Genomic DNA, 20,519 nt, shown 5'->3' on the forward strand with positions numbered 1-20,519 from the left:
CGTCAGTGAACCGTGACCTGGCCGAGCGCCGGTTTCTGTTCCTGAGCCTGATGCTGTGGCGCATAGACCTGGGTGAAACGCACCGGCGGCAGGTTGAACTGACCCTTTTGCGAGAAACGCACCAGATGACGCAGGCGCAATTCACCGCTCAAGGCATCCACCGGGAGCGCGTAAGCCATTTGCCCCGGTTCGAAACGGGCCTTCTCCAGCGAAGTCGGCTCGGTGCCGGCCTTGCCCATCAGCTTGATGCCCCACGTGGTGCGCTCGACGTCCGCGCCCGGTGGCAGCGGCACTTCGAGCATGCCGTAGCGCAGCGGTTTTGCGGCTTTGCTGGTGATGATCACTTCGTCCAGGTACAGGCTGTCGCTGGACAACGGTTTGGTGCCGACCGCTTCGAGTTTGAACTCGAACGCTTCGTCACCCGGCACCAAACGCGACAGACGACGAGTGATGGTCACCGCCATCGGGTCTACCGGCGGTTGCTTGCTCTGGAAGCTCAACGCAGCGCGAAGCGGGCGTTCTTGCGTCCCGCTCAGCGACAACGTTGCAGGCACGGTTGCAGCCCCCTGCCACGTCCAATACATCTCACCGGTATCACCGTACTTTTTCTTCCAGCCTTCACCCGGTGCCAGTGCGATGGTGGGCGAGGCCTGTTCGATGCTGCGTTGCAGCCAGGTCAGCGCCAAGGCGCGTTCCAGGGTCGATTGCTGTGGCAACAGGCGTTGCAACAGCGCTTGCGCGTGAGCCTGATCAAAGGCTTGCAGCGACAGGTTCAAGGCTTCGACAAATGGCTGGGAGCTGGCGGCCACTTGTTGTTGCGCAGCGTCCAGTTGACGATTGAACGCCTCCGGCAGATTGACCTTGGCCTGACGCGCCATCGATGCGGTCAACAGCCGAGCACTGGCCAGCCCCAATGCCGAGTCCGGATCGTTCATGACCAGGCTCTCTTCGCCATCGTCCATCACGCTCGCCCCATGACCTTCGCCGGCTTTCACCAAATCGTCGATCAAACCGCTGAGCAGCGTGTTCACCGGCAATTGCATCTGCTTGGCAAACGACAGAATCAGTGCCCGCTGCAACAGCGGCGTGTTCTGCGCCTGCTTGGCGTACACCTCCAGCACCCGCTGCCAATGCTCCGGCGGCAGGCTCAGTTCCAGCGCTTTGCTGGCGTGCCAGTCGGCGTAATAGGCATAGGCGGTGAGGAACGCATCCGGCTCACCGTCAAAGCCCCACCAGGTGAAGCTCGCCGACGGGCCGGCCATTTGTACCAGCCGCAGGCGGCTGTTCTGCATGATCAAACGCAAGCGATCGCGGATCTGCGGGTTCGACGATAAGGTCGGATAAGCGATGCTCAATGGCAGCAAACGGCTGGCGGTCTGTTCAACGCCGCCATACGGATAGCTCAGCAGATCATCGAGGGCCGAACGGAACAGCGCTTGCGGGCTGTCATCCAGACGCAGGCGAATATCCGTGGCGTCTGCGGGCAAGGTCAACGGTGTATCACCGCTGGCCACGTCCAGGCTTTGACTCTGCGTTACCTGCCAGCCTTCGCCGGTCGCGGTCAGGCGCACGGCCAGGGCATCAGCGGTTTTGCCGTCCTGCACCAGCTCGGCGGTCCACTCGCCATTGGCCACTGTGAACGCTGGCAATGCAATGTAGTTGATGCCGTTGTTCAACGTGACCGGCACACGTTGCTCGGCGCCCGCGTAATGAATCACCAGCTCAGCCTTGACCGGTTTCTCGGCCTGACTGAATGCGAACACACCGAGGTCCGGTTTGTCGCTGTTGCGGAACTTGGTCGGGCCGCTCCACTTCAGGTACAGCGGTTTTTCCGAGCGCACGAACTGCTTCTTCTGCCCGACCTGACCGTCATCGGCGATGGCGCGGGCGGTGATGCGCCAGCGGGTCAGCGAGTCCGGCATTTTGAAGGTGAAGCGGGTTTTGCCATTCGCATCGGTGATCAATTCAGGCTGCCACGCGGCGGTGTCGACGTCTTCGCGACGTGGCCGTTCCAGCACTTTCACGCCACGTTCGCTGCGGTTGGCTTTGCCCGGCGCGCCTGGGCTGCCCGGCAATGCCACGTCGTAGCTGATGAACGACAAACTGGCGCTGGTGCGCACGTTGTTGCGGCGTGGGTGGTAGAAAAACTGGTCGATGGTCGGCGCGACTTCCGGTTGTAGGGCGTAGACCATCTCGTCCACGACACTGACCGTCAGGTGCGCCGGAATGGCTTTGCCGGCGAACTGCGTAGCGAGATCGACGGTAACCGTATCCCCTGGTTGATACGCCTCTTTGTCGGTGGTGATCGCCACATCGATTTGCGGCGCGATCACCTTGATCCCGGCGTTCTGGAAGCTGTATTGGCCACCCTTGGTGTAAAGAACCGAGAACGTCAGGTTCGGCGCGAAGGTGTCCTTCACCAGGATGCGCGCGCGGTACTGGGTGTCGCTGATTTTTTCCATCTTCAGCCAGTCGCTGCCCTTGGACAGCAGCGCCGTGGCCTCGACCTTGTCGCGTTCCAGCGACAACAGCGCATCGATAATCGGCTCGGGGAAAGTGATCAACGCGAGGGCTTCGTCGCCGGCCTTGTACTCGGGTTTATCGAGGACGATTTCCACGGTGCCGGGCACGGCTTTAACGCCATCGCCGGTGACCGAATGACCGGTCGCGCCAAGCACGCGGCCGTGATCATCTTTCAGCGTCAGGTTGTAAGTGCCCGGACGGTCGAAGGCCAGGGTGAAGCCTTTATCTTTGGCGGTGAGTTTACCTTCGCCAGTGGTCTGATCTTCAAGTCGCACCCAGCTGTAGCTGCTCGGGGTGACCGCTTTGCTCTGCTCGCTGCCACCTTCGTTGGCATAGCTGAAGGCAACCTTACCGCCCACCGCGCTGAACCGCTGCGGCGCGCTCAGGCGGAAACTCGCGGCACCGCGATCGATGAGGATTTCCTTGGTGGTCTTGACCCGATACGCCGCGCCATCGCTGGCGAACACGGTGAGCATGTAGCGGCTCGGTTTCTCGGCGGCGGGCAGATCGAGGCTGGCGTTACCCTTGGCGTCGGTGGTCAGTTCGGCGCTGGTCAGCTCCACCGGGAATTGCCCGAGGTATTGCAGCTCGTTGTCGACCATCGACAATTGCTGGGCGCGCAGGCTCAGGCTCAACTTGGCGTTGGCCACCGGTTTGCCGTCCGGGTACAACAGCACCAGACTGCCCTTCACCGGTTCGCCGGTGCGGTAATCCTGCTTGGCCAGGTTCATGGAAATTTCGAAGTGCGGCTTGATGTATTCGGCAACACGGAAGGCGCTGCTGTAGGCCTGATCCTTGTAGCTGAAACGCAGCTCATAGCCGCCAGCCACGGCGTTGTCCGGCAACTGGAAACGGCCCTGAGTACCGGCCTTGGAATCAAGCTTCAGCGCCAACGATTGCAGCGCCGTGCCCGTGGCATCGAGCACGGTGACATTGACGTCGGCAGCGGTCGGTGCCACGGAATCCCGCGCATTCTTGAACTCGCGACCGACGATTTTCAGCGACACCCAATCCCCCGGCCGATACAGCGGCCGGTCGGTGAACGCATAGAGTTTGGTGTCGTAGATTTCGCTGTCGTAGTAGAAGTTCTCGGAGACGAACACCCCGCCCTCTTCGTCCTCGCCGATCACGAACGAACGCTCCGGGCTGACGTGCTTCAGGCGCAGCAAACCGTCGGCATCAGTCGCGCCGCTGCTCATCACGCCCAGGCCGTCGGTCCACAGCACATTCACTTTTGGCACCGAACTGCCTTCGTGTTTGCGCGCGGCCCACACCAGCAATTCATCGCCAGCAATCTTGCTCACGGCCACGGTGTTGGAAACGAAAACCATGGTGGTCGCGCGGTATTTGCCGACCAGTGCTTCCACCAGGTACAGGCCCGGCTTCAGGTTGCCCAACGGGATGTACACATTGCCCGGCGAGACACTGACAAACTCGCTGGAAGAACCGGCCAGGTTCACCCCTGGAGGCGGCTGGATCGGTTTGGCTTGCCACAGCGGATAACGGAATTGACTGACCACCGGCAGGCCTGGAATCAACGCGAATTGCGGCTGTGCGTCGTAGGGCGTTGGCGCGGCGATGGCGGTGCCCATCTTCAGTTCCGGCACTTCCTCGGTGACTTGTTTACGCGATTCGTAGGAAAACGCCCGCTGCATCACCCGACGGGATTTGCGGTACCAGTTGTCCCACAGGTACGCGAGGGTGTTCGACAGGCCTTCGCCCTTGAACTGGCCGTCACTGACCACGCGGTGCAGGTTCTTCTGGCGCTTGAGGAAATCCAGCGGTTTGTCGATGCGATACACGCGAATGTCCGCGCCGCCGTAAGGTTCCATGCGGAACCGGCGGTAATCGCGGCCCGGCGCTTCGAGGCGAACCATCGCCTGTTCGTCGCTGGCGAAACTGCTGTCGGCCAGCAGGAAAAAGCTTTCACCGGCCACCGGCGTGTAGCCGCTTGGCTCGACGGTGTCTTCGGCGTTGACCGTGGCCAAAGGCGCCAGAAGGGCCAGCAGCAATGGAATTCGAGAGCAAATGCGCAGCATGCGGGCACCGATCATTGGGAGAGGAAGTTCAGTCGATAGACGCCGATGAAGTTGGGGTTGGCTGCGTCGGGTATCCATCGGGTGTCCTTCCATGTCATGAGTTGTTGCAGGCTTGCAGAGCGCATGCCGTTGTCAGTGGGGGTGGTAGTGCCGGTGTGATAGGCGATGAAGCGGCCCATCCAGATCATCAGGTGCTGGTCGTCGCCCTGATCGAAAAACATCAAGTCGCCGGGTCGGGCCTGGGCCACATCGCGGCCGACCAGATGACTGTTGAACTGAATCAGTTTGATCGCGTTGACGTAAGGCCCGACCTTGCCGCCGCCCTGCTGCCATTGCTGGGCGAGGCCGCGTTGGGCGTCGCTCAGCTGCAGTTCGGGCGGCAGGTAGCGATTGGACAAGCCATTGCTGCGCAGCCATTTATCGTCATGGACTTTCAGCGCTTCGTTGGCGGCAAACCGCACCAGCCCGGCGCAGTCCTGCTGATACCAGCGCGGGCTCGGGCCTTGGGTCAGTTGCTCTTGGGCGATGCGCACGAACCAGGCGCGGAACACCTGGGATTGCTGCGGGTCGAGCGCCGGGGCTTCGCTGGCAAAGGTGCGAGTCCCCAGCAACAACGCCAGCAGGCCGAGGCCTCGGATAAGTGCGGTCACAGGGCTTTCCACTCCAGCGGCAGCCACTGCCAGTGGCCGTCGGGCTCGCTGCCTTTGGGCAAGGTCAGGGCATATTTGCCATAGCCGCCGAGGGTGCGCAGTTTCGGGATCAGGTAGGTTTGCGCGGCGTTGTAGAACACCGGCTCCATGTCTTGCGGCAGGCTGTCGAGGGTTTCCTGTTGCATCAGTTGCGCCATGGAGTCCGGGCCGAAATAGATCGGCATCAGCAGGTCTTTCGGCACGACGTCAGCCATGGGCGGGAAGCGTTTGTCGAGGGTGCCGAGGGCCTTGTCGACCAGTTTGTCGTCAAGGGAGAACAGCAGCGTCGAACCGTGGCGCGCCAGGCTGACGCGCATAAAGGCATTGCCGGTGATCGCGTCCGGTTGCTCGGCATCCTTGGCTTTATAGGGGCCGAAGTTGGAGCTGACCTGGCGCTGCCACTGGTGGGTCTGGCCTTCCTGTTTCTCGACCACCGGGAACGCGTGCTCGGCGACGTTGCCTTCGTAGGCGCCAACCATCGAGCCGAACAGGTTGCCCAGGTCGCCGTCGAGTTTGGCACTGTCATCGTCATTTAGGCTGGCCACCAGCAGCGGCGTGTACAGCCGCGAATCGGCGTACCAGCACAGGCCGGCGGCACCGGCCATGTGTTCGGTCAGGGCTTGGGCCACGGCGTCGTCGGCGCCGAGTTTCACCAGCAGCGGTTTCTGTTGTTCGGCGGCCAGCGGCAAGGTCACGCAGGCGCTGGCGCCCATGGGCATGGCCTGCCAGATCGGTTTGAAGTCGAAGTCTGGCTGGTTTTCCAGTTCGTCCATCGCGAGGAAGCTGTGCCAGCCCTTGTCGTCCATGTCGAAACGCAGGCCGGCGAAATTCGGGATGAAGCGCTGGTAACCCATGGCCAGGACGCTGGAATTGACCGAGAGGCGTTGCTTCACTTCAGGCGCGCGGGGTTGCAGGCCGAAGGCTTCGGGGAACAGTTTCTGGCCGCCGAGCAGTGCTTCCAGCGATTCGGTCGAGACCATGCCGGGTTCTTCGACTGGACCGTGGCCGGCTTCATAAAGCTTGGCCGGGTTGGACAGCACCACCAATTTATCGCCATGAGAGGCGAACAGCAGCGCTTTGCTGTTGTTGTAGGTGAGTTGATAAAGCGGCACCACATCGCCGGCGACCTTGATTTCAGCCAGCTTGCTCAGCTGCGTATCATCCAGCGCCACTTTCGCCAGCGGCTCCAGCACCTTGGCCAGCCCGCCGCGATCCATCACCAACAGGAAATCCTTGAGACGCCCATCCGCACCGCGCCACAGCGCCACGTCCGCCGGTTGATCGAACAGCTGCTCGATCAGGCTGTCCTGCAACTTCAGGTCATGCTCGTAAATGATCCGCCGCAGACTGCCGATCAAACCGAGGCGGTCGGCGTGGGCTTGGTAATAGAAGACGAAATCTTCGGTCAGGGTTTCCTTGAGAAACGGCACCGCCAGCAGATCCTTTGGCAGCTGGCTCAGGGAGTGGGTTTCGAGCAGACCGTCCGGCCGGCCCATGCCCAGTTTGTCACTGGCCAGTTCCGCGGGCGGAGCCTTGGGTTTGTTCAGGAACCACCCCAACCCGCCCGCCACACCGGCCACCAGGCACAGCCCGATGACCAGCGCCGGCCAGCGACGGGAAGTGTTGGCGGCTGGGGAAACGGCCGGGGAAACAGTGTTATCACTCATGTTCACAAACCCAATTCATCCGTGGTGCGGGATGTTTAATAGTTGAAAGTCTTGACCAGCAGCAGGTCGCCGATCGCTCGCAAAGGCACGATGAAGGTCTCGCGTTTTTCGTCGACGGTGTTTTCGTTGAGCACCAGATTGATTTGCGAGGTGATCACCTCGTTCTGGTTGCTGGTCTCATCGAAGTTATAGCCGCCGCTGCCGAAGTTGCCCCAATAGTTCACGTAAACCAGATAAGTGCCATGCATCGGCGCGGTCATGGTGAACATTTCCGGACCGGGGCCATCGACCCCGTCCGGGTCCAGGCCGCCGCCATTGCTCATTGCCGGGCGAGCCCAGAACGCATGCTGGCCGTCGGGGGTAATGATGTGCAGGTCGAGTTCGGCCTTGGGATCGTCCCAACCCAGCACCACGCGAATTCGTGCCGGCGTGCGCAGGTTGTTGGCTTCGTAGAATTGAACGCGCTTGAGCGACTTGCCCTCGGAACTGCGCACTTCGACGCTGTTGGAGCCGGCGCCGAACGCATACGGCCGGGCAAAACGCCCTTGGTCGTCGGTGTATAGATTCAGGGGATTGCCGTTGACCGCCAGGCTATGGGGCGGACGCAACGTGCCGAGAGCCTTGAGCTGGCCTTCGATCATCGTGCGATTGCGCTGCACGCCCCGGTCGATGGGCGGCGTGGGATAGGCGACTCGAGGGTTCTCACTACGGTCCAGCAGGCCGTGATAGCGCCAGCCGCCCACCGGTTCCGACAACTCGGCCGTGGGCTCGGCCCATGCCACCTGGGCGCAGACCAGCGTGATCAGCAGTGAAAGAACACAACGCATGTAACGCCTCCTGCCATGCATAACGAAGCCTTGCGCCCAATCCTCGGCGCGTTATTTATCTTACTGCTGGATACTGAAAAGCCGTTTGAGTCGCCTCAAACACACCGTCATGTTTCAAAACATGACGGGATACAAAGGCTGGCAATATAACATTCCCGCCAATCTGTTTTTCCGGTCTTTTTGTGCGCATCTCTGCATTTTTTCAAGTTGACCCGATCGTCGTCTGAGCGAACCACCTATCGGACAACACCAAGCAGTTCCATTGCGGGTCTTTAATGGTTGCAGGATTCAACGTCAGCCCCTCGATCTGTCCACCCATACGACACTCAGGACTGACATCGCATCAGGAGACTCGTCATGAAAATCGTCGTCATTGGCGGTACCGGGCTGATCGGCAGACACCTGTGCAAAAACCTGCAAGACCTGGGGCATGAAACCCTGGCTGCATCACCCAGCACCGGCGTCAACGCCCTCACCGGCGAAGGACTGCAAACCGCCTTGCAAGGCGCCGACGTGGTGGTCGACGTAGCCAACTCGCCCTCCTTCGAAGACGCTGCCGTACTCGAATTCTTCGAAACCAGCGGGCGAAACCTGCTCGCCGCCGAGAAAACCGCCGGCGTCAAACACCATGTCGCCCTGTCGGTGGTGGGCACCGAGCGCATGCTCGACAGCGGTTACTTCCGGGCGAAAATGGCCCAGGAAACACTCATCAAGGACTCAGGCATTCCCTACACAATATTGCGGGCCACGCAGTTCTTCGAATTCATCGGGGCCATTTCGCACTCGGGCACTCAGGACGGCGACACCGTCCGCCTGACCTCCGCCGAGCTACAACCGATTGCCGCGGTCGATGTCGCGATGGCGTTGGCGAAGGTCGCCGTGCAAGGACCGAGCAATCAGACCCTGGAAGTGGCCGGGCCAGAGCGCTGGCCGCTGGTGGAATTCGTGCGCCTGTTTTTGCAACACACCAACGACCCGCGCCAGGCCCAAGCGGACGACACGGTTCCCTACTTCGGCGCGCCCATCGATGACCATTCGCTCACGCCGGGAGAACACCCCATCATCGGGCCGACGCGCTTCGAAACCTGGCTCAAGAGCAGCGCTTGATACGCAAATGGGTAATTGCACAGACTTGCCCACCCATTTGCATTCGACCTGACCAGTCATTTGCATCGGAATTGACCATCACGCTTCGTGACCATGACCGGCAGAGAACGGCCCAAAGCTGCCGGTCAGCAGAGGCAGAAACCGGCCATTAGCTGTCATTCCTGATGTGCAACAATCGGACGAGAGCAGACGCTCATCGACGACTGCCTCCGAACCAAGGTACGCCTTTCGCCCAAGACTCCTCAGTGTGGGCTGGCGGTCGGACGAACCACAATCTCACTCACATCCACATCGTCAGGCTGCTCGATGGCATAGGCGAGCGCTCGCGCAATGGCGTCGGCGTTGAGCGCCACCCGCCGGAAAGCCTTCATTTCCTCGCGGGCCACCTCATCGGAAATCGTATCGGCCAGTTCAGACTCGACAACGCCCGGGCACACCACGGTGACACGGATCTTGTCCGTTTCCTGGCGCAGGCCATCCGAGATAGCCCTGACCGCAAATTTGGTCGCGCAGTACACCGCGGCTGTCGGAGAAACTGCGAGGCCGCCGATTGAGGAGATATTGATGACCTGGCCGAAACCTTGCGCCTCCATGTCCGGCAAGACGGCTGCAATACCGTGCAGCACTCCGCGGACGTTGACATCGAGCATCTGGTTCCACTCATTGACCTTCAACGAAGTCAAAGGAGACAGGGGCATCACGCCTGCGTTGTTGATGATCACATCGACCTTGCCATGTTGCATCTTGGCGAATGCCACGAATGCGTGCATGGATTGCAGATCCGTAACGTCCAGTGCGCAGGCACTTGCTGAGCCACCTTCGGCGTGGATCTCGCTGACAAGTTTGTCCAGGCGTTCGGTACGGCGGGCGCCGAGTACCACATGGGCACCTTTGGCGGCGATCAATCTGGCCGCTGCTTCGCCAATACCACTGCTTGCACCGGTAATCAGGACGACTTTGTTTTGAATGTTCGACATATCCGTAGCTCCTGCTGTCTGCATTGAAGTTCAGCACCGACCGTTGAAGACGCGGGCGTTGCTGCGGGGTACGTCGAAAAGATTAAAGGCACAGGCCTGCTCGACGCGTGCCGAAACCTGCGCAACTTTTGCCTATTCGTGTCTGTGAGCATCAAGCGCTCGCAAAAGGCGTGAAGCGACGTCAGTTACGCCCCACGGAACTCGCTGGGCGTTACGCCCATCTCGCGACGAAATACCTGGGAGAAGTGACTGGGGCTGGAGTAGCCGACCTCCAGCCCGACGTCGATGACGCTAAGCCGGGTCTCCAGCAACAAGTGCCGTGCACGAACCATGCGCAAGCGAATGAAGTACTGCGACGGCGAAAGCCCCGTCGCACGCTTGAACAGGCGGCTGAAGTGGTACTCGCTCAGCTCGGCAAGCCTGGCCAGCTTTGCCAGGCTGAACTCAGCGCCCAGATCCGCACTCATGGCGTCAGTGACTTTGCGCAGCTTGTAGGCTTGCAAGGCGTTGACCCGACGCCCAGGCTGGTTTTCGGCGAGATAGCTGCGCACCAGGTGTACGACCAGCGCCTGTGCCAGAGACCGGACGAACAGAGCACTGGGCGAGCGCTCCACGACCAGTTCGGTGAGCAGCTGCTCCATGACAAACGCGACGCGCCCGTCCTGTGCCCCGGAAACATCGCGAAATCGAACTGCCCTGGCATGCTCACCCAACAGCTCCCGTGACGCTTGCTCGATCAGCGGTAATCCCAGATAAAGATGCATGACTTCGAAGGTATCGCCTCCATGGGTCTGCCAGCGCATTTCATACGGCTCATCAGAACTGGTGAGGAAAAAATCGCCGGCACTGACCTCTGCCGCCTCCCACTCCCCACCCGGCACGCGCTCCTCCACCCTGGCCGCCCCCGCCAGAACCAGGACAAGCAGCGGTTCCACCACCGCAGGCACGAGAATGGGCTCAATGACGCTGCGATGGGTAAACAGCTGAATCACAATATCCTTGATTTCCAGGCCCGGTGGAAACGCCTGCGGCTGGCCTGGCAGGTATTCACGCATCGACTCGCCGGTGATGCGCAAATCCCGAGAGGATGTCGACATCTGTTCCTGGGACGTGCGTCCGGTATTTGCCATGAACTCGTCCTTTTCATATTCCGCTGTGCAAAGCCAGACAGGTCTCCAGACGCTTGCCCGAACTCCGCACCATGGAGACCGGATCGATGATATCGGGCTTTTCCCGCTTGCTGAACCGAGCACCGAACCGTCCTCACTCATATTCGGCGCAAAACCCCGACAGCGTGGGCAATCTTACGAAAGCCGACTTCGCCTCGCTGCGAGACAGTAGGCCCGTCGCCGATGACAAGCGCCTTGCGGGCGCCGACACGGCTTATCCCCTACTTGATCACAACGCTGGAGAACATCATGACCGATATCAAGAACAGCACCCCAAACGAAGTGGCAGATAAAGTCGCTCTGGTCACTGGCGCGGCCAGCGGTATTGGCCAAGCCATCGCACTGCTGCTGCATGCCCGCGGGGCCAAGGTCATCGCCGAAGATATAAACCCTGAAGTACAAGCGCTGGCCCGCCCTGGCCTGGTACCACTGGTGGCCGACATCACTCAGGACGGCGCCGCCGAGCGCGCGGTCGCTTTGGCCGTCGAGCAATTCGGTCGGCTGGACATTCTGGTCAATAACGCCGGCATCATCATCAACAAGCTGGTCATCGACATGACCCGCGAAGACTGGGAACGCATTCAGGCGGTCAACGCCACGGCGGCATTCCTGCATAGCCGCGAAGCGGTCAAAGCGATGATGCCCAACAAATCCGGATCGATCGTCAACATCGCGTCCTACGCCTCCTACTTCGCCTTCCCCACCATTGCCGCCTACACCGCCTCTAAAGGCGCGCTTGCGCAACTGACGCGCACCCTGGCGCTTGAGGTCATTGGCCACGGCATCCGCGTCAATGCCGTCGGTGTGGGAGATGTGGTGACCAACATCCTCAACCATGTGGTCGACGATGGCCCTGCATTTCTCGCCCAACATGGCGAAGCCGCACCGATCGGCCGCGCCGCACAACCGGAAGAAATCGCCGAAGTGGTCGCGTTCATCGCCTCGGATCGTGCCAGCTTCATGGTCGGTTCGGTGGTCATGGCAGACGGCGGTATGACCGTCACGGCCGGGTGAGTCGCCGCAGGAAGGAGCTGGCGGACATGCTCGGCAAACGCGAGAGGATCAGGCAAATCTGCGGCAGTTTCGTCCTAACACCGCTGCGCTCGGCTACGTAATCTGAATACACGCAACGGACGCAGACACCGGCCAAGGCAGGCCACTCAGATGAACAACGTCAATGAGGACTGAACAATGAAAAACGCAAAACGGCTTTCCCTGTCACTGGTGATCAGCGCGATGGTTGCCTGCGCGGTCAACCTCTCTTCTACCAGCCTGTACCTGGCTGCAGACGGTGCGGATCGCACTCCCGGCATGCGCGTGACTGAAGGCGGCAGTGACCGCACTCCCGGTTTCCGCGTTGCCGCAGATGGCTCGGACCGCACTCCCGGCATGCGCGTAACTGAAGGCGGAAGTGACCGCACTCCGGGTTTTCGCGTTGCCGAAAACGGCTCTAATCGCACTGCCCTGGGTCGTATCGGCTAAGCCTGCCATCGAGGAGAAAAGCTGATGAAAAATGCCAAACAAGCCACGCCTGATCATCGTTACGCAGGCATGTGGGTCACCGCTGATGGATTCATCCGTCACGAGCTTCTGACCACTGGGCGTTACGACGAGGCCCGTGGTAAAAATAAGAGCGCCTGGCAAGGCCGGTACGAAATAGTCGGTGACTACATCCAGTACTGGGACGACACCGGCTTCACCGCTGACGGGCACTTTCATGACGACGTGCTGTATCACGCCGGCATGATCCTCTATCGGCAATGAGCACTTTGATGATGTCGGGTGAATATCGTCTGCCTGGGAAGACCCGGGCAGACGCTCATGAACACTTGTGAGAGCCTTGAAATGGAACAGAGCGATGCTTTCATCCTGCAAAACACGGCCATCTACCGTGACGAACTGGTTCGCCTGCTGACACAACGCTTTACCACGCCCGGGATCTATGAGACCGCGATAGCGCCGCTGCATGTCATTCGTTTTGACGCGCCTTCGGAGCTTATCCATACCGTCCACAAGCCGGCCCTTTGCCTGATTGTGCAAGGACAAAAAGAAATCGGCCTGGGCGACGACCGTTACCTGTACGACCCCCTGAGTTATCTGGTGGTATCGGTGACACTTCCGGTTTCCGGGCGCGTGCTGATGGCCAGCCCGGAGGCGCCCTACCTGTGTATCCGCTTTGATTTCGAGGCCACGGAAATTGCACAGGTCATCGCCGATGCGCCAGCGACGGGCGTCCCGGACGAGCCGGAGCTTGGCCTTTTCCTTGAGAAGGTCGACGTGCCCCTGCTGGAAACAATGCTTCGGCTGGTACGGTTGCTGGAAACACCGAAAGACATCGGCATGTTGGCGCCGCTCGCCCTGCGGGAGCTGTATTACCGCCTCCTGCGAGGCGTGCACGGACGCCGGCTGTATGAGCTTGCCCTCGGTGATTCGCAAACACGACGTGTGACACGGGCCATCGACTGGCTGAATAACCATTACACCCAGCCCTTACGCATCGAAGAACTTGCCCGGGTCGCCAATTTGGGCAGCTCCACGTTGCATCATCGCTTCAAGGCAGTGACCGCGATGAGCCCACTGCAGTATCAGAAACAACTGCGTCTGCAGGAAGCCCGCCGCCTGTTGCTGGGTGAAGGGCTGGATGTGGCGAGTGCCTGTTATCGAGTGGGCTACGAAAGCCCATCGCAATTCAGCCGGGAATACAGTCGCCAGTTTGGGTGTCCGCCATCAAGAGATGCCAGCCGAGTTCGCCACTCTGCGTGAAAGTCTGACCGGCTGCCTACGGCTTATGAGGTTCTACTCGTTTAGTAAGGTTAGAGTAGCTATTGCCTTGGAACCTAATTCATCGAACAGCCCACTTTCACTAATGGTAATTTTCGCCTATTGCTGTCGTTTGAATGTCTGCTTTTGGCCGAGGCTGTGTAAAAACGTTTTTGATCGTAATAGGTGGCTGGATTCGACACAAAAATTGCGCTCCTACGCAAATTTCAGGTCTGCTGAGTTGCCGAGTGCCAGCAATCCTAGAGCTCCACTTTGTTGTTCGCGGACTGCGTCAAAAACTCGGTGATCAGTGACGTAACCTGCTGTTGGATTACCTCGCGCGGGCGAGCATTGTCGCCATCCCCGCAAATGATGCCATCGCCAGGAATGTCCTCTTCGAGCAATGCCACGGCACCTGGTTTGCAAATCGGCAAGAAGCTGAAATGGCTGGCGTCACTGATCTCGACATAGCGGCTGGACGATTGGGGCAGGCGTGTGGCCAGGTTGGCGGACTCCAACTGAGCAGGCAGTTCCACCGATGGTGCGCCGGCAGCGATAACTAGCACCGGCACCGGCAGTGCCGCAAGGCTCTCATCGGTCATCCCGCGCGAGAGTCCCAGGTCCAAAGAAACCACAGCGGTGACCCGTTGATCGCGCAAATCGCCGGCCAGACCAGCCTTTAATGCCGGAGTACTCTCAGGGTTGATCTTTTGATAATTGGTGCAACTGGATAACTGCGGATGGAGTTTGCAGTCACGGGCAAACAGGGCCGGGTCGAAACGAGCACCGGCGATCTCCATTGCAGTCCAGCCGCCGAGTGAATGGCCCACTACAGCAATTTGACGCTTTGCGACCACGCCAAATTTTTCAGGTTGAGTGGTGACCGCCTCAATGGCCCGATGCAGGTCAATGGGCCGCTGCCATAACTGCGCCGCCGCTTGCGGGCTGCGATCATGGGTCGTGGTGCCGGGGTGGTTGACCGCTGCGACAATGTAACCCTTATGGGCCAATGCACTCGCCAACCAGTTCTGATTGTTCCAATTGCCTCTGAATCCATGGGAGAGCACCACCAATGGGTGCTCTCCAGCAGAGGGTGGCGCGTTGCGAACCGCAGAAGCACCGACAAACACCACATCGTCGCCGATCAACTGTGGGGTGACGGTCGTTGTACTGGGATACCAGACGACCATCTCCAGCGGACGCTCATTGTGTGGGTCCGGCAGGGTGGAGGATTGGAAGCCGACAGAGTTGACGTCAGCGAGAGCGCTGGTCGTCAGACAGGTTAAAAGCAGGACGCCGAGAGCTGTTTTCAATGGGTTTGTCTTCCTTGATTTAGATAGGGCTTCAGAACCTGAAACCCACCGATAGCGTGCATTACATCTCGCAAATTATAGAAATCCAGCGCCGTGAGCAGATGAATCTGCACCGACATTAAAGCCGATACTCCGACTGACATGCATAGTTTTCGTTATCTGCATTGACCGGTCAGCAGCCGGGCTTTCGGGGCAAGTCCGAAGGGCTGCTATTGGCCCGATTGCTGCCTGCCACGAAAGGCAGTAAACGACCCATAGCTGCCGTTGGCCAAAGACAGGAAACGGCCAAGAGCGGACAATGGACACGCTGATGATGACTCCGTAATGTGTGCGAAAACAGCGTGGCGTCCTGCACACTCATCCGGCCGCGAGGACTCACCAATGCCACTCCGATGTAGATCTACTGCAGATCTGTTATGTGCGAGGAATAAATATTAACGCACGTCTGGCCGTCCTGTAACACGACTTCAAGCGCCTAACCAGACATAGCGATCATCGAGGCTTGGGGTTATAGTGGTTCGACATCCAAGTCGATATCTCGATGATATAGAAAAGCGTTCAATAAGGGGACATCATGATTGACTTCAAAAGAGCTGAAGCGGTTGCCCGTAAAGAGTTCGATAATTTCGTTACCGGAGCAAGTAATATAACCCTTGAGGAGATTGTAATTTCAGATGACAACAAGAGGTACGAGGTCACCTTTAGCTACGACGTTGATCGCTCGCCTCATTCCGCGCTTGGAGCTCGTGCCAAGACGCCCCTTTTTGAACTAGCTTCGGTTTTAGCCAAGCGGAAGGAATTTAAGACATTTTTAGTGTCCGCAGAAGACGGCGCGCTTAAAGGCTTTAAGCGGTACAAAGGCGAATAAGAATGTCAAAACCCAGGAAAAAATCGGTACCCAACTATAAAAGAGAAATCGTAATAGACACAAACCTTTTGCTGCTACTAATTATCGGAAGCGTTGAAGATGGAAAGTTTATCTCTAGCTCTAAACGGTTAAAGAAATTTTCTGTGGATGATTATCACCTGCTTCTGAAAGCAATAAAGATATTTGGCGAGGGGTACACTACAAAATATATTGCTGCAGAAGTCTCCAATCTTATAGACCTAGATAGCTACGCTCAGGAAAAGGCGTTTGAAATAGCTAGAGCTATGTTCGGTACATTCAAGGAGATAAATTCCGACCTTAATAACGACTTGAGTCATCGGTATTTTTCAGAATACGGCTTAACCGATTCCAAGCTCATAGAGCTGGCTTCGACCCATCTAATTTTCACAGATGATGAGCGGCTGTCCCCGCTTTTATGGGGGTCTGGTATGGACAACGTGTATTCACTGGAAATGATCAGAGCTCTTGCATCTTGAGACCGGAATAGGTATCTCAACTGATTTGTCCATTTCAAGATTCGCACACTGCAGATAACCGTGTCAGTCTACCTGCCGCCACGGCAGCTTTTGGCCGAGGCTGTGTAAAAACGTTTTTGAGCGCGACAGGTACTCAAAACCGGACTGAAAATTGCGCTTCTACGCGAAATCCACATCTGCTGACGTGCCGATAAATTTCAGATTCAACGTAGACGCGCACACTTCTATTTTGGCGAAGCGTTTTTACACACTCTGGGCCGTTTTCTGCCTGTCGCGACGGGTAGAAAACGGTCAGAGGCGGAAGATCTGGTTAATGAAAAAACGCTCCGCTTTGCTCGTAACGTGTACAAAACCTCCAGTCGAATTCCAGAACATAATAGATAGAAAAGGAGTCAGCATGACCGAATCCGAGCATGCGGGTCATCTTCTGAAGATTGCTCGTCACGAATCGGCCCACTTTACCGTCGCTGAAGCGATGGGATTCACTGGAAAACGGATCTCGATTCATTATCAGGATACTGACCGCTATCACGGTAAATCGGATCATGATTTAACGGAACGTTGCAATTCTCTGATTGAAGTCCAGCAATATGCCACACGGCGAACCATTACTCTGATGGCTGGGGCCATCGGTGAGTCCCTAGATTCTGATGGCCAAGTCGACGAAAAAGAGGCTGGCCGAATCTTCGAAGGCACAGGCACCGGGGCCGACAGCGATCGATCTACGTCCCATGAATTTATCCACCTCATCCATCATGTCACCACGCCTGAAAACTTATCCCCTGCCGAAATTAAGAATCGCCTATGGAAGTTAGCCTTGGCCGTAACGCTAATACATGCACCTGTCGTGGACGCAATTGCACGAGCTCTTCTCGCCACGATGGAGCGTAAGCCTGACGGCCTTCATATGGAGCTGACCCATCAACAAGTCGAAATTCTGTTGGAGGGAAAAATACCTCGGATAGATACTCAACTGGACGCCATCAGCATTCAAATTGAGACCTTTCGAGGCACGCTGTGAATGGTCCTCAAGCTATTAGATGTGAAGACTGCTCCGTTTTCATCAGTGACTGGTTCGGGTCGTTTGCGGGCCGTCGCGACAGGCAGAAAACGGCCAAAAGCAGTCTCTCGCGTAGACGCCGAGTCTCTGCATCATCGTGTCTGTTCAGCACGGGCTGACTGGCGAAAGGTTAGGGCTGGTGTGGCTTGATTGCTTGATGATTTTTCTGCTCCGAATCGTTGCCGGCTAAAACGCTCTGATGGGGAGTGTAAGTGGCTGGCCAACGGATATCTCCATCTTGAACTATCGTAATTAGCGCATTGGCTGATATTTGGGGTAGACGACTGGTTTATTACTTAATTGGAGAAATGCAATGACAAGTTTCAGAATGGCAAATACAGTTTTATCCATTTTATTGTTTTCGAGCATTGCCTTTGGAGTAGTGGCCAAAGATGCAGATAAATTGAATGCATCAGACAGGAAAATACTGCTCTATGTTGGTAATTCTCCCTGCAATAACGGCGAGGTAACAACGTACGGCATGCATAAAGGATGTGCGGCAAAAGAGATTGGCTATACGATCGACGACGCAAGCGCCGCTCCTGCTGCTAACTACATAGAGGTTTTCGCGGGAAACGACGTGGAAAACAACAAAATGGTTAGTAAAGATTCCAATCATAAAAATGGATCAACGGAAAGCATTGGGTATCTTTCAAAGAACCCGATCCCCCATGGAGTCAAGATTTACACTGGTGATGAACCTTGCAATATGGGAGAAGCAACAATCAGTACAAGGCATAAGGGTTGTAATGCAGTTTTCTTAGGCTACGCGTTGCCTCTTCAATAGTACGGCGGCTGATCAATACAAGGCCAAGCAAAAGTTTAAAAGTATTTTGCTTAGCCATTTAGATAATTGCACGGACTTGACCACTCACTTGCATTCGAAATGAGCAGGCATTTGCGTTGGACTTGACCAAGATGCGTCGTAGCCATGACCGGCCGAAACCGGCCCAGAGTGTGTAAAAACGCTCTGACTTCATCGTCTTGGATCATAGACGTTCGTTGGCTGGGCGATCGCACGGTCAATGCTGCGGGTCGCATCGGTCGCGACTTGGAACACGTCAACGCTGTTTTTACAGCCTGTGGGATGGGCCAAAACCAGCCTTTTTATGCCGACAGCACCTTCATCAAACCGTGAGCACCGATGATTTTCATGACCCGTTTCATGTTTTAGGCGAGCACATTCAAACTCATCTCCGCATTCACCCCGGCCAGCATTCGGGTCAGGAAATGCGTCGCCCCCATCCATTGTTTAAGCGTCCCGAAGGGATGCTCAACCGTCCGTTTTCGGACTCGCATCATCTCCGGGGCTTTGCTCACACCACGTTGGACATCTCCCAGGACCAAGGCATTGATGATTTCGTCGATACCCTGAGCATGCCCTTTCTGCTTGCTAACAACGTTGGCGACCCTGCCGCACCGTTACAACGTTGCAGTGCCCGTACCTTTGCCTCCAAGCTGATGATCTTGCGAACCCCTGCAACCGCCAGCTAAAGTCCTCCATCCCGTAATATTCGTAGATAAAAGGACTTGAGATGCAGACCAGTGATTTTAAACATCCGCATACACGATGGCACTACATTACAGTTCTGGAGCGCACAAACAACTTGATTTTCATGCATGCCATAACTGCCAAGGAAAACGACAAATCTTTTATTTTTAATGAAGAGGCAACAAAAAAACTAAACTGGGACAAAAACATCAAGACAATGTTCGACTACCGAATGTCTTTCGGAATCGGAGATGTCTATGAGCGCATCTTCCAACTTTGCGTGATCTCACTATGCTCAGATATAGAGCTATTTTTCAAGAAAACCTTCGAAATATTCGAATATAAAAGAGGCTCCGGAAAAGGCTTCTACCAAAGATTTGACGATGTAATAAAAGCCCTAAAGACAGCTGGTCACGACTTTTCACCAATAGAAGAGCGGTTAAGCAAAATAAATCTTGCCTTCCAGGTACGCCACATATGCATCCATAATTATGGAATTGTTGACGACGACTTTCAAAAAAACACGAACACCGGCAAGCTCGGTGAGACTTATGTAATAGAACAGGAGCAGTACCGAGAGATGTATGACGCCTACGTAGCCCTTCTTTTGCATTTGGACAATCACTTGCCCTCGGCAAAATAATCAAACGATCTATTCCCGGGCAGCCTCTGCACGCGTAATGCTTTATATGTAGACTCATGCATCTTCGCTGCAATCAGGGCACAGTCATATGCTTTCGCCAGCTCTCTCGCTCGCGCATCAGCCAGTTCGAGCAGGCCGGAGAGGACCATGGTGGCGCAGATCGCTGCCTGACCTCCGGCGGCAATGAGATCTGTGCTGCCGCCAACCACTCGCTATGCCAGCAAGGTTTCTTCACCATGCGGCCGGTGCCCTGCGAGCGGCCCTCTGGCTGCTTCAGCATGGCTACTATGATGAATTGGGCGGGCGCCCCTTCTAGGCCTCAATCTGTAAGGTCTCACAGACGATACAGTCTGAATCGCCCTGTTCGATAGAGGTCATTGGATGGCTGCTTTTGGCCGAGGCTGTGTAAAAACGTTTTTGAGCGCGGCAGGTACTCAAAACCGGACTGAAAATCGCGCTTCTACGCGAAATCAACATCTGCTGACGTGCCAACAAATTTCAGATTTAACGTAGACACGCACACTTCAATTTTGACGAAGCGTTTTTACACACTCTGGGCCGATCGCTGCCTGTCGTGAAGGGCTGTATCCGACCCATAGCGGACCTTCCCCTAAATTAGAGTAATCCGATTAGGGTATTCAAAACGGCAAGGCCTAGACTCCGTCAGCATCTGGATACCATTACCCGCAACACGTCATTTCACCTTGACCACATCGTCCGGCTTCCAGGTTTGATCGTAGAACGCATCCTACGCACCATGGAGCCGCAGCGCGACCAGGAAGTTGCGGCCGGGGATGGTCTGGATGAAGGCGTAACCTGGGATCTACCCAAGCTTCTGCTTTTTACAGGCGCACTTCTCCTGCATTTGCCAGCAAATGTCGGCGTGGC

Annotated in this window: 18 protein-coding genes and 2 pseudogenes; 10 read left to right on the forward strand and 10 right to left on the reverse strand. The window is 57.0% G+C overall.

What is annotated here, in order from left to right; genetic code table 11:
* Window positions 1-2 precede the first annotated feature (2 nt).
* Genes AC1RQB_RS00505 through AC1RQB_RS00520 form a run of 4 tightly spaced genes read right to left on the reverse strand, consistent with a single transcriptional unit; the run spans window position 3 to window position 7,745 of the window.
* Entirely contained in the window at window positions 3-4,577 is a 4,575-nt protein-coding gene (locus AC1RQB_RS00505) for an alpha-2-macroglobulin family protein (protein ID WP_081235307.1), read from the reverse strand.
* The gene (locus AC1RQB_RS00510; RefSeq protein ID WP_008008411.1) at window positions 4,574-5,212 is read right to left on the reverse strand and encodes a DUF1175 domain-containing protein; all 639 of its coding nucleotides are present in this window, start codon (window positions 5,210-5,212) and stop codon (window positions 4,574-4,576) included. Before AC1RQB_RS00510 ends, AC1RQB_RS00505 begins: the two co-directional genes overlap by 4 nt.
* On the reverse strand, window positions 5,209-6,918 hold the full coding sequence (locus tag AC1RQB_RS00515; RefSeq protein WP_492571606.1) for a DUF2138 domain-containing protein: 1,710 nt from the start codon (window positions 6,916-6,918) through the stop codon (window positions 5,209-5,211). The genes AC1RQB_RS00510 and AC1RQB_RS00515 overlap by 4 nt, the downstream gene beginning before the upstream one ends.
* A gap of 35 nt (window positions 6,919-6,953) precedes the next feature.
* Window positions 6,954-7,745 (reverse strand): YfaP family protein, encoded by a 792-nt coding sequence (locus AC1RQB_RS00520; protein ID WP_008008415.1) that lies wholly within the window; start codon window positions 7,743-7,745, stop codon window positions 6,954-6,956.
* A 357-nt stretch (window positions 7,746-8,102) separates the two neighbouring features.
* Here AC1RQB_RS00520 and AC1RQB_RS00525 point away from each other — a divergent pair, with 357 nt between their 5' ends.
* Window positions 8,103-8,852, forward strand: a complete 750-nt coding sequence (locus AC1RQB_RS00525) for an SDR family oxidoreductase (RefSeq protein ID WP_063343184.1) — start codon at window positions 8,103-8,105, stop codon at window positions 8,850-8,852.
* Window positions 8,853-9,094: 242 nt separating this feature from the next.
* On the opposite strand, the gene AC1RQB_RS00530 is transcribed toward AC1RQB_RS00525, so the two are convergent.
* Both AC1RQB_RS00530 and AC1RQB_RS00535 read right to left on the reverse strand, forming a co-directional pair.
* On the reverse strand, window positions 9,095-9,829 hold the full coding sequence (locus tag AC1RQB_RS00530) for an SDR family oxidoreductase (RefSeq protein WP_063343183.1): 735 nt from the start codon (window positions 9,827-9,829) through the stop codon (window positions 9,095-9,097).
* Between the two features lie 185 nt (window positions 9,830-10,014).
* Window positions 10,015-10,959, reverse strand: coding sequence for a helix-turn-helix domain-containing protein (locus AC1RQB_RS00535; protein ID WP_207267349.1), 945 nt, complete (start codon window positions 10,957-10,959; stop codon window positions 10,015-10,017).
* A gap of 288 nt (window positions 10,960-11,247) precedes the next feature.
* On the opposite strand from AC1RQB_RS00535, the gene AC1RQB_RS00540 reads away from it, so the two are divergent.
* From AC1RQB_RS00540 to AC1RQB_RS00555, 4 genes are all read left to right on the forward strand, one after another.
* Window positions 11,248-12,012: an SDR family NAD(P)-dependent oxidoreductase gene (locus AC1RQB_RS00540; protein ID WP_008074002.1), complete on the forward strand. Its 765-nt coding sequence runs from the start codon at window positions 11,248-11,250 to the stop codon at window positions 12,010-12,012.
* Between the two features lie 177 nt (window positions 12,013-12,189).
* Window positions 12,190-12,480, forward strand: a complete 291-nt coding sequence (locus tag AC1RQB_RS00545) for a hypothetical protein (protein WP_063343182.1) — start codon at window positions 12,190-12,192, stop codon at window positions 12,478-12,480.
* 24 nt (window positions 12,481-12,504) lie between these two features.
* Window positions 12,505-12,762, forward strand: coding sequence for an Atu4866 domain-containing protein (locus tag AC1RQB_RS00550; RefSeq protein ID WP_008074006.1), 258 nt, complete (start codon window positions 12,505-12,507; stop codon window positions 12,760-12,762).
* Window positions 12,763-12,843: 81 nt separating this feature from the next.
* Window positions 12,844-13,761 (forward strand): AraC family transcriptional regulator, encoded by a 918-nt coding sequence (locus tag AC1RQB_RS00555; protein ID WP_063343181.1) that lies wholly within the window; start codon window positions 12,844-12,846, stop codon window positions 13,759-13,761.
* Between the two features lie 257 nt (window positions 13,762-14,018).
* Here AC1RQB_RS00555 and AC1RQB_RS00560 read toward each other — a convergent pair whose 3' ends face one another.
* A complete protein-coding gene (locus tag AC1RQB_RS00560; protein ID WP_063343180.1) occupies window positions 14,019-15,071 on the reverse strand; it encodes an alpha/beta hydrolase family protein in 1,053 nt (350 codons plus the stop codon).
* Window positions 15,072-15,645: 574 nt separating this feature from the next.
* Here AC1RQB_RS00560 and AC1RQB_RS00565 point away from each other — a divergent pair.
* From AC1RQB_RS00565 to AC1RQB_RS00580, 4 genes are all read left to right on the forward strand, one after another.
* The gene (locus tag AC1RQB_RS00565) at window positions 15,646-15,939 is read left to right on the forward strand and encodes a hypothetical protein (RefSeq protein ID WP_063343179.1); all 294 of its coding nucleotides are present in this window, start codon (window positions 15,646-15,648) and stop codon (window positions 15,937-15,939) included.
* A gap of 2 nt (window positions 15,940-15,941) precedes the next feature.
* Window positions 15,942-16,436, forward strand: coding sequence for a PIN domain-containing protein (locus AC1RQB_RS00570; RefSeq protein WP_063343178.1), 495 nt, complete (start codon window positions 15,942-15,944; stop codon window positions 16,434-16,436).
* A 397-nt stretch (window positions 16,437-16,833) separates the two neighbouring features.
* Complete coding sequence (locus AC1RQB_RS00575; protein WP_063343177.1) at window positions 16,834-17,457, forward strand: hypothetical protein; 624 nt, start codon at window positions 16,834-16,836, stop codon at window positions 17,455-17,457.
* 352 nt (window positions 17,458-17,809) lie between these two features.
* Window positions 17,810-18,283, forward strand: coding sequence for a hypothetical protein (locus AC1RQB_RS00580; protein ID WP_063343176.1), 474 nt, complete (start codon window positions 17,810-17,812; stop codon window positions 18,281-18,283).
* A 320-nt stretch (window positions 18,284-18,603) separates the two neighbouring features.
* Here AC1RQB_RS00580 and AC1RQB_RS00585 read toward each other — a convergent pair.
* A pseudogene (locus AC1RQB_RS00585) lies at window positions 18,604-18,810 on the reverse strand (IS5/IS1182 family transposase); the annotation flags it as partial.
* A gap of 221 nt (window positions 18,811-19,031) precedes the next feature.
* Here AC1RQB_RS00585 and AC1RQB_RS00590 point away from each other — a divergent pair.
* A complete protein-coding gene (locus AC1RQB_RS00590) occupies window positions 19,032-19,631 on the forward strand; it encodes a hypothetical protein (RefSeq protein ID WP_063343174.1) in 600 nt (199 codons plus the stop codon).
* On the opposite strand, the gene AC1RQB_RS00595 is transcribed toward AC1RQB_RS00590, so the two are convergent.
* Both AC1RQB_RS00595 and AC1RQB_RS00600 read right to left on the reverse strand, forming a co-directional pair.
* Window positions 19,610-19,816 carry a DUF2514 family protein gene (locus tag AC1RQB_RS00595; RefSeq protein WP_492571973.1) on the reverse strand — a complete coding sequence of 69 codons (207 nt, stop codon included), beginning with the start codon at window positions 19,814-19,816 and terminating at the stop codon, window positions 19,610-19,612. The genes AC1RQB_RS00590 and AC1RQB_RS00595 overlap by 22 nt on opposite strands.
* Window positions 19,771-19,911 (reverse strand): annotated as a pseudogene (locus tag AC1RQB_RS00600) (hypothetical protein); the annotation flags it as partial. The gene AC1RQB_RS00595 and the pseudogene AC1RQB_RS00600, both read right to left, overlap by 46 nt.
* Between the last annotated feature and the right edge of the window lie 608 nt (window positions 19,912-20,519).

This window comes from Pseudomonas sp. GW822-FHT02E03, assembly GCF_058802325.1.

What these genes read in the sequence shown, in the direction of transcription:
- AC1RQB_RS00505 (WP_081235307.1), bottom strand. Translation starts at nt 4,577, where the DNA reads ATGATCGGTGCCCGCATGCTGCGCATTTGCTCTCGAATTCCATTGCTG.
- AC1RQB_RS00515 (WP_492571606.1), bottom strand. Translation starts at nt 6,918, where the DNA reads ATGAGTGATAACACTGTTTCCCCGGCCGTTTCCCCAGCCGCCAACACT.
- AC1RQB_RS00520 (WP_008008415.1), bottom strand. Translation starts at nt 7,745, where the DNA reads ATGCGTTGTGTTCTTTCACTGCTGATCACGCTGGTCTGCGCCCAGGTG.
- AC1RQB_RS00525 (WP_063343184.1), top strand. Translation starts at nt 8,103, where the DNA reads ATGAAAATCGTCGTCATTGGCGGTACCGGGCTGATCGGCAGACACCTG.
- AC1RQB_RS00530 (WP_063343183.1), bottom strand. Translation starts at nt 9,829, where the DNA reads ATGTCGAACATTCAAAACAAAGTCGTCCTGATTACCGGTGCAAGCAGT.
- AC1RQB_RS00535 (WP_207267349.1), bottom strand. Translation starts at nt 10,959, where the DNA reads ATGGCAAATACCGGACGCACGTCCCAGGAACAGATGTCGACATCCTCT.
- AC1RQB_RS00540 (WP_008074002.1), top strand. Translation starts at nt 11,248, where the DNA reads ATGACCGATATCAAGAACAGCACCCCAAACGAAGTGGCAGATAAAGTC.
- AC1RQB_RS00545 (WP_063343182.1), top strand. Translation starts at nt 12,190, where the DNA reads ATGAAAAACGCAAAACGGCTTTCCCTGTCACTGGTGATCAGCGCGATG.
- AC1RQB_RS00550 (WP_008074006.1), top strand. Translation starts at nt 12,505, where the DNA reads ATGAAAAATGCCAAACAAGCCACGCCTGATCATCGTTACGCAGGCATG.
- AC1RQB_RS00555 (WP_063343181.1), top strand. Translation starts at nt 12,844, where the DNA reads ATGGAACAGAGCGATGCTTTCATCCTGCAAAACACGGCCATCTACCGT.
- AC1RQB_RS00565 (WP_063343179.1), top strand. Translation starts at nt 15,646, where the DNA reads ATGATTGACTTCAAAAGAGCTGAAGCGGTTGCCCGTAAAGAGTTCGAT.
- AC1RQB_RS00570 (WP_063343178.1), top strand. Translation starts at nt 15,942, where the DNA reads ATGTCAAAACCCAGGAAAAAATCGGTACCCAACTATAAAAGAGAAATC.
- AC1RQB_RS00575 (WP_063343177.1), top strand. Translation starts at nt 16,834, where the DNA reads ATGACCGAATCCGAGCATGCGGGTCATCTTCTGAAGATTGCTCGTCAC.
- AC1RQB_RS00580 (WP_063343176.1), top strand. Translation starts at nt 17,810, where the DNA reads ATGACAAGTTTCAGAATGGCAAATACAGTTTTATCCATTTTATTGTTT.
- AC1RQB_RS00590 (WP_063343174.1), top strand. Translation starts at nt 19,032, where the DNA reads ATGCAGACCAGTGATTTTAAACATCCGCATACACGATGGCACTACATT.